This window comes from Actinoplanes sp. NPDC051475 (assembly GCF_040689425.1).
In the GTDB taxonomy this organism is placed as follows: Bacteria; Actinomycetota; Actinomycetes; order Mycobacteriales; family Micromonosporaceae; genus Actinoplanes.
Map to the genome: position 1 here is coordinate 1 of NZ_JBFAZZ010000033.1, position 12,677 is coordinate 12,677.

A 12,677-nucleotide genomic window follows, 5' to 3' on the forward strand; every position below is an offset into this window, starting at 1 on the left:
ATGACCTTGCCGAGGCGGAACAGGACTCCGAGCTCGTACTGCTTGACGACCTTCACGGCGAGCGAGGCCAAGGCCAGGAGCAACAGAACGATGAGAACGATCCACAGGTACCACATGGTGAAGATCCAGACTTCGGCCGCAGCCAGATTGTCGTGCCCGAGAACGGTCCGCGTTCGAAACGCACTTGATCGCTGCGGAGGCGAAGAAACGCCGAGACATCCACAGCGGCCAACTACCAGGCCACCAGGGTCCAGGGCGACACCTCAGACCCTACGCCTGTTCACGACACCCGGCGGCACGCGGCGTCAGGCTGGTTCGGCAGGCCCGGCGAAATGCGCGTACGGTCGTAGTGTCGCCCGGGACCCGGTGGCCGTTGAGTCCGCTGCCGCCTTCGACATCTCCCACCGATCGTGGATCCTGCTGTGGTCGACGCGTCCTCGAACGGCCTCGGAGCCCGTACTGGAGCACGGCTGTCGCCCTGAGTAGGTGGCGCCGCTATCCGATCGATCCGTCGGGCGTGCTGGACGCGTCGCGGAACCTGCGTCATGAGCATTCGAAGGAATGTGAGTGCGATGATCAACATCGCCAACGATCACAAGTCCTCTCGCTTGACCACCACGGAACGGCCGGAACGGGGCGCAAGACACCAGGCCGGCATCGCTGTCGTGCCGGACACCGCGCGTTCGGTGACCGGGACGACGGCCACCGCGACGCGGTACCTGCTGGCCGGCATCCGGCTAGCGCTGGGCTGGGTTTTCCTGTGGGCTTTCCTCGACAAACTGTTCGGTCTCGGGCGGAGCACTCCCGCCGCGAACGCGTGGCTGGACGGCGGCAGCCCCACCGCGGGGTTCCTCGGCAAGGCCGCGACCGGCCCGTTCGCCGGCTTCTACCACTCGATCGCCGGGAACGTCGTCGTCGACGGGCTGTTCATGGCCGCCCTGCTCGGCATCGGCGCAGCGCTGATCCTCGGCATCGGCATGCGGATCGCCGCAGCCGCCGGCGCCCTGCTGACCGTGATGATGTGGACCGCTGTCCTCCCGCCGGACACCAACCCGTTCATGGACGACCACCTCGTCTACGCCGCCGTGCTGGTCGTCCTGGCCCTACTCAGCGCCGGAAACACCTGGGGATTCGGCCGCCGGTGGGCGGCGATCCCGCTCGTGCAACGCCACACCTGGCTGACGTAGACCCGCTCGGCGTGCGCGTTCCGCCTGCCCGGACCGCGCACGCCGATGCGTGCCCTATCTCGCCGATGCCGCCGCCTTCATCGAGCCCGCCCTGTCGAGCGGCGGGTTCCTCATCTCCGGAGTTCGTCATGATCAATCAGGAACAGGTCCACGACCACCGCATCGTCGTCGGCGTCGACAACTCCGCCGGCTCCAGAGAAGCGCTGCGATGGGCGCTCGCCCATGCGCGGCTGACCGGCGCCACCGTCGAGGCCGTCACCGTGTGGCAGGTGCCGCCCATGTACGCCTACGCCTACGGGTGGTTGCCCACCGGGATCAACGACGCCGACATCATCAGATACGCCGAGAAGGCTCTGGCCGAGACGGTGGCACAGGTGCACGGCGGGGACAACTACTCGGTACAGGTCACCACCCGGGTCGTCGAAGGGCCGGCAGCGCAGGTGCTGCTGGCTGCCGCCAAGGGAGCAGAGCTGATCGTCCTCGGCAGCCGCGGTCACGGTGCCTTCGCCGGGATGCTGCTCGGTTCGGTCAGCCAGCACTGCGTCCAGCACGCCACGTGCCCCACGGTCATCATCCCGGAATAGGCCCACGACGGGCCGCGCACCAGGGCGCGTCAGCATCGTTCGCCAACCGGCATGTGAAGAGGCCTCAACGATGACCGCATCACCGACAGCGCCCGCGAGCATCATCGGGGCCGGCAGTGCCGGTATCGAGGTGAACGCGCGGGAGCCGATCGCCGAGCTGTTCCGCGACCTGCGCACCTCACCGCACGGGTTGGCCGGTCGCGAAGCCGCCCGGCGATCGCTCGTGTACGGGCGAAACGAACTGGCCCGGCGTACCGGCCGGCGCTGGCCCGGCGAGTTGCTGTCGCAGTTCACCCAGCCGCTGGCGATTCTGCTGGCCGTCGCCGCCGGTCTCGCCTGGGCCGGCGGCACCCCCGCGCTCGCCGTCGCCGTGGTGGCGGTGATCCTGCTCAACGCCGGTTTCGCTTTCGTCCAGGAGATGCAGGCCGAACACGCCGTCGACGCACTCGCCGCGTTCCTGCCCGCGACGGCCCAGGTGATTCGCGACGGCGCCCGCGCGGAGATCCCCGCCCGGGACCTGGTGCCGGGCGACGTCTTGATCATCGCGGAAGGCGACCGGATCAGCGCCGACGCCCGCATCATCGGCGGTGCTGTCACCGTCGACCTGTCCGCGCTGACCGGCGAATCGATGCCCGCCACCCGCAGCGCCGAGCCCATCGAGATCACCGGCTCTCTGCTGGACGCCCACGACCTCGTATTCAGCGGGACCACCTGCACCGGCGGCGAGGCCAGTACAGTCGTGACCCGCATCGGCATGCACACCGAACTCGGCCGCATCGCCGCCCTGTCGCAACGCGGCAAAACGCAGCCCAGCCCGCTGGAGACCCAGGTACGCCGGGCCACCTGGATCATCGCGGTCGTCGCCGTCGCCGTCGGCGTGGCGTTCCTGCCCATCGGGGTATGGGCCGGCCTGGGCTGGAGCGCCGCGATCAACTTCTCCATCGGCCTGATCGTCGCGAACGTCCCCGAAGGCCTGCTGCCCATCATCACCCTCGCCCTGGCCGTCGGCGTCCGGGAACTCGCCCGCAAAGGCGCCGTCGTGAAACGGCTCTCCGCCGTGGAGACCCTCGGCTCCACGACCGTCATCTGCACCGACAAGACCGGCACTCTCACCGAGAACCGGATGACCGTCACCCGACTATGGCTGCCCGGCACCGAACTCGACGCCACCGGGAAGGTCGACGACCCGCGTGCGGCGGTTCTCGCCGCGGCCGCGGCCGCCTGCACCAGCGCGCAGACACCGACCGACGCTCAGTCGTCCGGCAGCGGCGATCCCACCGAACTGGCCCTGCTGCGCCTCGCCACCCACCACGGCGTGGCGGTCACTCGTGGGGCACGCGACGCCGGCCGCCGGACCATCTTCCACTTCGACGCCCACCTCAAACGCATGACCAGCGTCGACGAGACGGCCGGCGTCGTGGCCGTACACACCAAAGGGGCACCCGAAACGGTGCTGCCGTGCTGCGCCGCCCTGGACGAGCCGACCCGACACGATCTGCAGCACACCATCGACCGCTATGCCGACAACGGCCTGCGAGTCCTCGCCGTCGCTCATCGGGTCCTCCCCGCGGGCGCGCCCGCCCCGATGCGACGCGACGAGGCCGAAGCAGAGCTGACGCTTCTCGGCCTTGTCGCGATGGCCGACCCCGCCCGCGACGGCGTGGCCGAGGCGGTCGCCAGCGCCCACCGCGCGGGCATCCGCATCCACGTCATCACCGGCGACTACGGGCCCACCGCCGCGGCGATCGCCCATCAGGTCGGTATCGGCGGGGCCGGCGGCCGCATCGTCACCGGCGACGACGTCGACCGGCTCAGTGACGCCGACCTCGACCGGCTGGTGGCCGGCGACGACGAGATCGTGTTCGCCCGGGCGTCACCGGAGGCGAAACTAAGGATCTGCGAAGCACTGCGGGCCGGCGGAAACATCGTGGCGATGACCGGCGACGGCGTCAACGACGCCCCCGCGTTGCGCCACGCCGACATCGGCGTGGCGATGGGCCGCTCCGGCACCGACGTCGCCCGCGAAGCCGCCACCATGGTCCTCACCGACGACAACTTCGCCACCATCGTCACCGCCGTCAACGCCGGGCGCCGCGTCTTCGCCAACGTCCGCAAATTCGTGCTCTACATCTTCGCCCACGCCGTACCCGAAGTAGTGCCCTTCCTGATCTTCGCCCTGTCCGGGGGATCCATTCCGCTGCCGCTGACGGTGCTGCAGATCCTGGCAATCGACCTCGGCACCGAGACGCTGCCCGCGCTGGCACTGGGCCGCGAGCCGGCCGAGCCGGGCCTGATGGACCGCCCGCCCCGGCCACGCCGCACCGGGGTGATCGACCGCAAGCTGCTGCTACGCGCGTGGCTGCTGCTCGGTGGGGTGTCCGCCCTTCTGGTCATGGGCGGCTACCTCTACACCCTCATGCGCGCCGGGTGGCACCCCGGCGACCCCACCGGGCCCGGCACGGCCTTGCACCACGCCTACCTGCAGGCCACCACCATCACCTTCGCCGGGATCGTCGCCTGCCAGATCGGCACCGCGTTCGCCGCCCGCACCGACCGGGCATCCCTGTTCACCATCGGACTGCTGAGCAACCCGCTCCTGCTCTGGGGCATCCTCTTCGAACTGCTCTTCACCGCTGCAGTCATCTACGCCCCACCGCTACAGCACATCTTCGGCACCGCATCACTCAACACAACCCAACTCGCGATCATCGCCCCGTTCCCGCTCATCGTCTGGGGCGTCGACGAAGCGGCACGCTGGGTGGCCCGGCGCCGCTCCGTGTCCCGCGCCACAAGGAGCTCGCATGACATGTCACGGTGAAACCAGCGCTGCCGCACAGACAAGAATGACCTCCTGATGGCGATCCGTGTTCCGGTGTCGCCTGACAGGCCTAGGCACGCCTGCTCCGGATACCGCCCCAACCCCCGATCTGAGCCGGCCTCCGATGCCATACGCATCGTGGTGACCGCCTTGACCACGGCGGCGCTCACCGCCCTCGCGACAGCAGGACGACAACCTCCCGCGATCCGGTCACGATGGGCCCGGACGCCGCAGGCAGGCCGGCTGGTCATCGAGTCCCGATGATGTCGCGGCCGGAACGCTCCGAGGCCACGCCGGTTGTCACGGGCAGCCCCACATCGCTGCCCGCCAGCGTGACGCTGTACTGGCTGCCGCTCGGCGCCGACGGCCACTGCATCCGCCTCAACGGACGCCTCTTCGAAGCCCTTCAAGCACGTCACGAGCATCGGCCAGTCCGCGACCTCTACCACTCCGCGCTCCAGGTACGCCTCGGTGCGGCCCGTTTCGTCGTCGAGATGACCCCGGTACTGGGCGGCGGCACCGCGGATCGCGGAGTCGTGTGCGAAGGCCCGGTCGGCTCACGCTTACTCAGAAACTCAGCGCTGTTCCGGTACGAGGTCAGGCGGTGGCGCGACGGCACCATTCCCGACGTGGCCGGGGCCGTAGCCGGCTCACGCATCGTCAGCGCGGACGCCACCCGAGCACGGGAGGTGTTACGGCTGGCGCCGCTCGTCCCCGCACTCGTCTGGGGCCGCGACGAGAGCCGTACCGGTGAGATGTGGAACTCCAACTCACTGACCGCCTGGCTCCTCGCCGGCAGCGAGCACCGGATGGAAACCATCGGCCCACCGGCCCTCGGCCGCGCTCCCGGATGGCACGCCGGCCTGGTCGTAGCCGCCCGGCGGAGGGGTTCCAGCCAGCACCCCGCGACTTCTTGTGGATGACTCGCCTTGCGCCTGCCTGCGGCGAGGTCCTGGTCGAGGCGCGCGCAGCGTTTCGCTGCCTCAGCGGGCGGTGGCGCCGCTCAGTTCACCTGCAATCTGGGCACCCCAGGCGTCGATCGCGTCCCAGTCACGGGAGTCGCCGTCGGGCACTCGCAGGGTCGCCACCACCGCCCTCTCGCCGAAACCGAGCCGGTGCCGGTCGAGGCGCCCGGCGAACAGGCGGTGCCCGCGGGCGTACGTGGCCATGGCGATGTCGCTGACCTCGGCAGGCTCCTCGTCCGGCTTGGGCGGATCACCGATCGGTCCGCTCGAGAACAGCCATACCGCTCGCCGCGGCTGCGCCGCGAGCCGTGCCGCAAGCTGACGAGCGCCCTCCAACCACCGTCCCATATAGACGGCGCTGCCCAGCACCACGGCATCATAGGATGTCACGTCATCAATCTCGTCGGCCGGAAGCACATCGACGACGGCGTCACCGGGAAGGCCCGCACGCAGGACCTCGGCGATACGGGTGGCAATCTCCCGGGTCGACCCGTGTTTGCTGGCAGTGCTGACGAGAATTCTCACGACCATCGCTCGTTTCTGTAGGTCTCCATGGCGTGGACCAGGCCCGGTGGGCGGGCGTCGACGCCGGCGTGGCGGTAGATCCGAACACGGCCGCGGTGCGGCTGGTCCGGCCGGCACTCCCCCGGTGACAGCCGGAACAGCCGCGCCTCGTCGTGCCCGGTCGGCTATGCGGTCGGTGCGATGACCGTGGTGGCGGGGTCGGTACCGCCGGTGTCCAACCGGAACGGCGGGTAGGCGTCGGTCATCAATGAGGTGTACGCAGCGACCCGCAGCACCCACCGGTTCAAGCCGAGAATGAAATCGAACAGGCCCTGCGGATAGCGGCCGGTGAAGGCCAGGACGATCGCGGCGATGAACACCAGCAGCCCGATCAGGCCGCCACCGGTCCAGCTGTAGTTGTCGGTGTCGGTGTTCATGGCGAACCAGGCGCCGCCGCCGACGAGCACGCCGACGATCAGCAGATGCGGCAGGGCCAACAGCCACCACTTCACCAGGACCAGCCCCCGAGACAGGTGCTCGGGGTAGGGCACATGCAGCTGGGCCGGGTATTCGGGGGCCTCAGCCAGTGAGAACGGCGGATATCGGTCCGTGCCCAGCGCGCTGTAGGCGTAATAGCTGACCCGCCAGCCCCACCGCAGCACGCCGAGGTTGAAGTCGAAGATCGGGCGGGGGTACCGGCCGGTGAACAGGATCGCGAAGAAGGCCACCACGGACAGCACAGCGAACGCGATCCAAAGGAAGACCAAGACGAAGTAGTGCGGAATGGTCAGGATCCATTTCACCAGCCACAGCCAACGGGACAGGTGCGGATCCAGGCGAGCATCCACACGCACCGGATAGACGGACGCAACGGTCATGATCGTCATACCTCCCACGGACCGGCGGTCGCCCTGAGCCGCCGGCGCGGAGACGCCGACGGGAACAAACGGCTGGTGCACGGGCCCGTCCGGAGTCCGAGCGGCGGGTATGACGCTGACGACCCGCTGCACGATCATCGCGATGACAACGTGCGGGTCGAGGCTCTTCCGCCCTCGCCCGGCCCTCAAACGCGGCGGTGCCGCGTCCGGCTGCCGAGGTCTTGGGCAGCGCGCCCGGTGGGCGCCGGCCGTCAAGATACTGACGAACCGATCCACCGCTGACTGTACGCGCTATCCGAGTGAACGCGGCCACCCCCGACCGACAGGTGCCTGGCACAGCGTGGCGCTTCGGAGATTCGCCTTCGCCCCGCTGCCCCGGGCGCCGCGGGCGAAGGCCCGACATCGTCAGGCGCGGTCGATGATCTGTTCGACGGGCAGCCGGGGCGCGTGCGGCGCGAGCAGAGCGGCCGGGTCGGTGCGGCCCAGGCGCAGCAACAGGTACGGGTGGCCGACGCTCGCGATCATCGCCCGCATCGCCTGACGGCTCGCTATCACCTCGATCGGCGCGCTGTACGGCACGATGCTGACGCCGCGGTCGGTGGCGGTGAGCCAACCGGCGGACAGCGCCTCACCCGCACGCAACCAGTCGGCCGGGTCGTCGCTGCGGCCGTAGAGCATGACGAACACTGCTGCGGTGTCGTGTCCTGCACTGACCGCCAGGTCACCATGACGGCCGAAATCGCGACTCGGCACCGTGGTCGGCGTGGCGCGGTCCGGGATCGCCGCATCGGGAACACCGGACCCGGACGGACGGGCGCCGCCCGCCCACGCAGCGAGTTCCGCCAGCCAGGCCGGATCCGCGGCTTCGCTGCGTTGCGCGTGCTCGACTGCCGAAGCCAGCTCGAGAACCTGGTCGGCTCGCAACGTGTGCAGCTCCGTGTCCTGGGCGCGCACCGCTGCGACGATGGCGGCCAGGTCGGCCGCCGCGACCGGCGTACCGATGATCGGACGCCGATCCGTGTGCCGCAACGGAATGGTCCGCAAGCACCGCAGCGAGGCCGGGTCCGCAGGTTTCCGGTCGGGAGCCTGGAGCCGGGCGAGCACGTCCGGGTCGCCGTCGCGCGGTGCCCGGGTCACGGTGGCATGCCAGCCCTGGGCCCGCAGTGCGACGTACGCGTGATGCAGTGCCGCACCGCAGCTCAATGTCGCCAAGCGGGCTTCCGGGTCGGTGACCTGCATGATCCGCTCCGGCGCGAGGCGCAGTTCGAGCGTGTCGGTGGTCAGCCGCCACTGCCACGGCTGGGTGTTGCAGATGGACGGGGCGTATCCGCCGATGGCGGCCGCCTCGGCGAGGGCGTGGGCGGCGACCTGGGCGTCGGTCGGATGGGTCATGGCGTCGCTGAACATTCGTGCGGCCGCGACGGATGATCTCCTTGCGCACCGCGGACTCCCACCTTGCTGCACCCAGCCGCCGGGTCCGGGCCAGGTCACCACGGTCGCGGTTGACCACGATGGTGAGCGCCGCGGTCCACGTCGAGGACCGAAACGGCTGCCGCGCGGTCTGCAACGCAGCCAGCCAGACACATTCCAACAGTGCCCGCATCTGCTGAACCTGACGCCCCGACTCCACCAACAGCTGCGCACGACGAGCACCCAGATGCCGCAGCCGGCCCCACGTCGCATCCACCGTCTCGGGCACGTAGCAGCGCAACTGCGCCGCGAGCCGAGCGATGAGCACCGCGTCTTTCTTATCGGTCTTGTCGAACGTCAGGTCCTCGCTACGCCGCGCCCAGCAGGTCAGCATCGGCTGCACGCACACGAACGACGTCCCACGATCGGCCGTCAGCTGACCCAGGACCCGCCACCGGTGACCCGCCGGCTCACACGCCACCGTCGCTGCGGCAAAGCCCTTCGCCATCGCCTGCCTTCCCGCCCAGTCCAACGCCGCACCAAGGTCCCACGCGTGACACCTGAACGTCTTACGCGCCAACACCCTCGAGTCGTGGTCGGTGACCACGACCATCTGCTTCTCATCGGCCAGGTCAATGCCGACGATCGCGTTCGAGAGCGGGACCAGAGTCAGCAACCGGGCCAGCCTCGCGTTGCGGTTGCGATCACCACGGGACACGCCGCTACCGTTACCCACGAACGTCCTCCTCCTGCGATGGGACACCAAGCCCGCAAGCGCATCAGGAGGACGTTCCTACGCCCTGCATCAACACGCAGAACGTCTTTCTATGCCGGCATCGCCGCCACCGCACTGATCTGCTTCATCTTCGGCTGGAACGAACTGCTATTCGCCCGGGTCCTGACCGCCACCGTCGCCGAAACCGCCACCGTCTTCCTCACCAGCTTCGTCACCAGCCAAGGCCTGTTCCTCGCCCAACTCTGCGCCGCTGCCTTCGTCGTCTCCCTGCCCATACTCGTGGCCGACTTCTCGGCCCAGGACAAACTCGTGCAAGGCCTGTCGCTGGGCTCAGTCAAGTAACCCAACCCCGGCCGAGACGGCCGGCCCGCCGTCGCCCCGTCGAGCTGGCCGGCGACCTCCACGTCCCCGCTCGGCAGCGGCTCGAACCAGCCATCACCATGAGCGACGACCATCGCTGGCAGCTGCTGTCCCGCTGCCTCACCGACCGCACCATCCCCGTCGACGCCCGCGCCGCCGGGGCGTTGGTGCTGCTCTACGGGCTTCCCGTCAGCCGCCTCGTCGAGCTGCCCGTTGACCGGCTCACTGTGGCTGGCGGGCAGCACTACCTCCAGATTGGCAGCCACCGGACCGTCCTGCCACCGGCGGTCGGTCAGTCAGCTCCTCGACCACGTCCCCACGATCACCGGGACGGCCCTGGTCACGACCGGCCAGCGCCAGTGGCTGTTCCCGGGCCAACTCGCCGGCCGCCCGCGATCGGCCGCTAGCCTGCAGAGACAACTGCGCAAGCACGGCATCGGCATCCGCGCGGCCCGCAACGCCGCCCTGATCGCCCTCGCCGCGGACCTGCCTGCACCCGTTCTAGCCGAGGTGCCGGGCATAAGCTTCAGCGGCGCCGTGCAATGGGCGCGGCGCGCGGGACGCAGCTGGCACACCTATCTACAGACACGCCTCGACCATCCACCGCCGGCCGGAAAGATCACGCCCGACGGGCTCGGATGATCACGGCGTGCATGCTTTCGGGGTGTGCGCCGGCGAAGTCGACGCTGACATCGGTGAACCCGGCGGCCGAGGCACCGGACGACGAACTCCGCACGTGTCTAATACCGCTCACCACGAGGCCTGCGGCCCGATCTCGCGCCCCGCAACGTCTCTCCACTCAGCCGGTAGAGGGCGGTCGGGCCTCTGAGCTGGCAGTGGCGGAGAACTCCACCGGAGCTCGCGACGTAGTGCTCCACCGCGTGGTGCTGGCCAGCAGCCCGACGGCGTCGCGCCACGACCAGGCTCCACCGTTGAGACAGAGCAGCGTTCTCTGGGGGGCCGGTCCTGTGAGCGCGTCTTCCCTGCTCAGCAGTACCATTCGTGACCCTATCGATCGCTACATCTGTGGCGCAAGGCGGCAGCCGGTTGAGGTGCGCCGTCCGCCCACTCACTTCCTCACGGCATAGGACGGCCCAAGGCCGCCGCCGTCCGACTGACTGCTCGTAACGCCGCTGACCCCACGGGCGCGTCCACCACGCTCACTGAAGCTTGTGTGCTCAAGCAACTTTGCTGGCTGACGACGGGCATGGGACAGGGCCGGATCGCGCAACGATGCAGCGACCCTGTCGGGGCCGCTGCATCGTTGTCATCAGGCGCCAAGAACGTTGCCTGATGACGCCTGGGCGCTACGTCAGGCGAGGCAGGGGACACATCAGTTCTGGCGGGCCAACCCGCGTGCCTTATCGGCGATGCCCTCGGGCGACATGCCGTATCGGTCGAGGAGGAACGCGGCCGACCCAGTGGGTGCGAACTCGGGTACGCCGAGTATCTCGACGCGGGTGGGGTGGTGCTTCACGACCGTCTCGGCGACCGCTCCGCCGAGCCCGCCGGCGATGGTGGCCTCCTCAGCGGTGATGATTCCGGCCGTCTCTTGGGCGGCGGCGATGACGGCGTCGACGTCGAGGGGCTTGACGGTGGGCATGGACAGCACGCGGGCGTTGATGCCGTCTTCGGCGAGTTGTTCGGCGGCTGCCAGGGCGCGCCACAGGACGGTGCCGTTGCTGATGATGGTGACGTCGTTGCCGTCGCGGACCGTGATGGCTTTTCCGGGTACGAACTCGTAGTCCTCGGGGTAGATCTCCGGAACGCTCATCCGGCTGACGCGGATGAAGGCAGGACCGTCGGTAGCGGCGGCCCAGCGCATGGCGGCGGCGGTCTCGACCGGAGAGGCCGGCACGATGATGGTCATGTTGTCGATGGCGCGCAGCCAGGCGATGTCTTCGATGGAGTGGTGGGTGGGGCCCAGCTCTCCGTAGGCCATGCCGGGGCTCATGCCGCAGAGTTTGACGTTGCGGTTGGAGTAGGCGATGTCGGCCTTGATTTGTTCGAGGGCGCGTGCGGTGAGGAAGCAGGAGGCGGCGGACACGAAGGGGATGCGGCCGCCGTTGGCGAGCCCAGCGGCGACACCGACCATGTCCTGTTCGGCGATGCCGACGTTGATGAGCCGGTCGGGGAAGGCCTTCTTGAAGGCGTCGAGCTTGCTGGAGCCGATGGAGTCGTTGACGACGCCGACGATGCGGTGGTCTTCCTGCGCTAGGTCGGCGAGGGCCTTGACGTAGGCGTTGCGGCAGTCGAACCGAGGCCGGTCGACGATCGACCCCTGGGTGGAGGTGGCGGGCACGATGGTTCTCCTCAATTGCCGGTGGTGGTGGGGCTGGACTCGAGCTCGTCGAGAGCCTGCTGGTACTCGGCGGCCGAGGGCACCCGGTGGTGCCAGGCCACGTTGTTGCTCATGTACGAGATGGGGTGGCCTTTGTGGGTGTGGGCGATGACGAAGGTGGGCTTGCCGGGCCGGAACGGCACTGAGGACAGCACGTCGTAGAGCTCGCCGTGGTCGTGGCCGTTGACTTCTACGACGGCGAAGCCGAATGCGGCCGCCTTCGCGTCGAGTGGGTCCAGGTCGTTGGTCTGGCGGACCGTGGCGCCCTGTTGCAGGCGGTTGCGGTCGACGATCACGGTGAGCCGGTCGAGCTCGTACTGGGAGGCCGCCATCATGGCTTCCCAGTTGCTGCCTTCCTGCAGTTCGCCGTCGCCGGTCAGGACGTAGGTGCGCCGGCGGGACACGTCGAGTTGGGCGGACAGGGCGAGCCCGACGGCGATCGGCAGGCCGTGCCCGAGGGGACCGGTGTTGGCCTCGATGCCCTTGACCTTGTTGCGGTTGGGGTGGCCATTGAGGGCTGACAGGGGTTTGAGGAAGGTGGCGAGCTCTTCCACCGGCAGGAACCCGAAGGCGGCCAGGGTGGTGTAGTAGGCGCCGGCGACGTGTCCCTTGGACAGGATGAACCGGTCCCGGTCGGGGTCGTCGACCGTATCGGGGCTGACGTTGAGTACGGCGCCGTACAGGGTTGCCAGGATGTCGATGGCGGAGAAGTCGCCGCCGATGTGCCCGGCTCCGGCGTGGTGCACGAGCTTGAGGTCCTGGATGCGGATCTGGCGGGCGGCTTCGGCGATGTGGGCGATCTGCTGGCCGCGGCTGCTGTGCGGCGGCAGCTGCTTGAAGACCGGCAGCGTGGCGTGTTCGGTGGTGAGAGGCATGCTTCTGCGTCCTTTTGTC

At 69.1% G+C, this 12,677-nt stretch carries 11 protein-coding genes and 1 pseudogene; 6 read left to right on the forward strand and 6 right to left on the reverse strand.

Going from position 1 to position 12,677, the window contains the following annotated elements; genetic code table 11:
• Positions 1–572 precede the first annotated feature (572 nt).
• The 4 genes from AB0368_RS37405 to AB0368_RS37420 all read left to right on the forward strand — a co-directional run bounded on the left by AB0368_RS37405 (position 573) and on the right by AB0368_RS37420 (position 5,512).
• Positions 573–1,187 (forward strand): hypothetical protein, encoded by a 615-nt coding sequence (locus AB0368_RS37405; RefSeq protein ID WP_366158794.1) that lies wholly within the window; start codon positions 573–575, stop codon positions 1,185–1,187.
• 128 nt (positions 1,188–1,315) lie between these two features.
• Complete coding sequence (locus tag AB0368_RS37410; RefSeq protein ID WP_366158795.1) at positions 1,316–1,771, forward strand: universal stress protein; 456 nt, start codon at positions 1,316–1,318, stop codon at positions 1,769–1,771.
• A 70-nt stretch (positions 1,772–1,841) separates the two neighbouring features.
• Positions 1,842–4,589 (forward strand): cation-transporting P-type ATPase, encoded by a 2,748-nt coding sequence (locus AB0368_RS37415; protein ID WP_366158796.1) that lies wholly within the window; start codon positions 1,842–1,844, stop codon positions 4,587–4,589.
• Positions 4,590–4,849: 260 nt separating this feature from the next.
• The gene (locus AB0368_RS37420; protein ID WP_366158797.1) at positions 4,850–5,512 is read left to right on the forward strand and encodes a hypothetical protein; all 663 of its coding nucleotides are present in this window, start codon (positions 4,850–4,852) and stop codon (positions 5,510–5,512) included.
• Between the two features lie 60 nt (positions 5,513–5,572).
• Here the strand turns inward: AB0368_RS37420 and AB0368_RS37425 are convergent, their stop codons facing one another.
• The 4 genes and pseudogenes from AB0368_RS37425 to AB0368_RS37440 all read right to left on the reverse strand — a co-directional run.
• Positions 5,573–6,079 carry a flavodoxin domain-containing protein gene (locus AB0368_RS37425; protein WP_366158798.1) on the reverse strand — a complete coding sequence of 169 codons (507 nt, stop codon included), beginning with the start codon at positions 6,077–6,079 and terminating at the stop codon, positions 5,573–5,575.
• 164 nt (positions 6,080–6,243) lie between these two features.
• Positions 6,244–6,936, reverse strand: a complete 693-nt coding sequence (locus AB0368_RS37430) for a DUF4389 domain-containing protein (RefSeq protein ID WP_366158799.1) — start codon at positions 6,934–6,936, stop codon at positions 6,244–6,246.
• Between the two features lie 405 nt (positions 6,937–7,341).
• Positions 7,342–8,328 carry a nitroreductase gene (locus tag AB0368_RS37435; RefSeq protein ID WP_366158800.1) on the reverse strand — a complete coding sequence of 329 codons (987 nt, stop codon included), beginning with the start codon at positions 8,326–8,328 and terminating at the stop codon, positions 7,342–7,344.
• Between the two features lie 250 nt (positions 8,329–8,578).
• Positions 8,579–8,959 (reverse strand): annotated as a pseudogene (locus tag AB0368_RS37440) (transposase); the annotation flags it as partial.
• Here AB0368_RS37440 and AB0368_RS37445 point away from each other — a divergent pair.
• A complete protein-coding gene (locus tag AB0368_RS37445; protein ID WP_366158801.1) occupies positions 8,939–9,424 on the forward strand; it encodes a hypothetical protein in 486 nt (161 codons plus the stop codon). The pseudogene AB0368_RS37440 and the gene AB0368_RS37445 sit on opposite strands and share 21 nt — an antisense overlap.
• A gap of 273 nt (positions 9,425–9,697) precedes the next feature.
• A complete protein-coding gene (locus AB0368_RS37450; protein WP_366158802.1) occupies positions 9,698–10,084 on the forward strand; it encodes a hypothetical protein in 387 nt (128 codons plus the stop codon).
• A gap of 691 nt (positions 10,085–10,775) precedes the next feature.
• On the opposite strand, the gene AB0368_RS37455 is transcribed toward AB0368_RS37450, so the two are convergent.
• A complete protein-coding gene (locus tag AB0368_RS37455; RefSeq protein WP_366158803.1) occupies positions 10,776–11,744 on the reverse strand; it encodes a transketolase C-terminal domain-containing protein in 969 nt (322 codons plus the stop codon).
• An 11-nt stretch (positions 11,745–11,755) separates the two neighbouring features.
• Complete coding sequence (locus AB0368_RS37460; protein WP_366158804.1) at positions 11,756–12,658, reverse strand: transketolase; 903 nt, start codon at positions 12,656–12,658, stop codon at positions 11,756–11,758.
• Positions 12,659–12,677 lie beyond the last annotated feature (19 nt).

Coding starts and splice junctions, on each gene's coding strand:
- AB0368_RS37405 (WP_366158794.1), top strand. CDS start 573: ATGATCAACATCGCCAACGATCACAAGTCCTCTCGCTTGACCACCACG.
- AB0368_RS37410 (WP_366158795.1), top strand. CDS start 1,316: ATGATCAATCAGGAACAGGTCCACGACCACCGCATCGTCGTCGGCGTC.
- AB0368_RS37415 (WP_366158796.1), top strand. CDS start 1,842: ATGACCGCATCACCGACAGCGCCCGCGAGCATCATCGGGGCCGGCAGT.
- AB0368_RS37420 (WP_366158797.1), top strand. CDS start 4,850: ATGATGTCGCGGCCGGAACGCTCCGAGGCCACGCCGGTTGTCACGGGC.
- AB0368_RS37430 (WP_366158799.1), bottom strand. CDS start 6,936: ATGACCGTTGCGTCCGTCTATCCGGTGCGTGTGGATGCTCGCCTGGAT.
- AB0368_RS37435 (WP_366158800.1), bottom strand. CDS start 8,328: ATGACCCATCCGACCGACGCCCAGGTCGCCGCCCACGCCCTCGCCGAG.
- AB0368_RS37460 (WP_366158804.1), bottom strand. CDS start 12,658: ATGCCTCTCACCACCGAACACGCCACGCTGCCGGTCTTCAAGCAGCTG.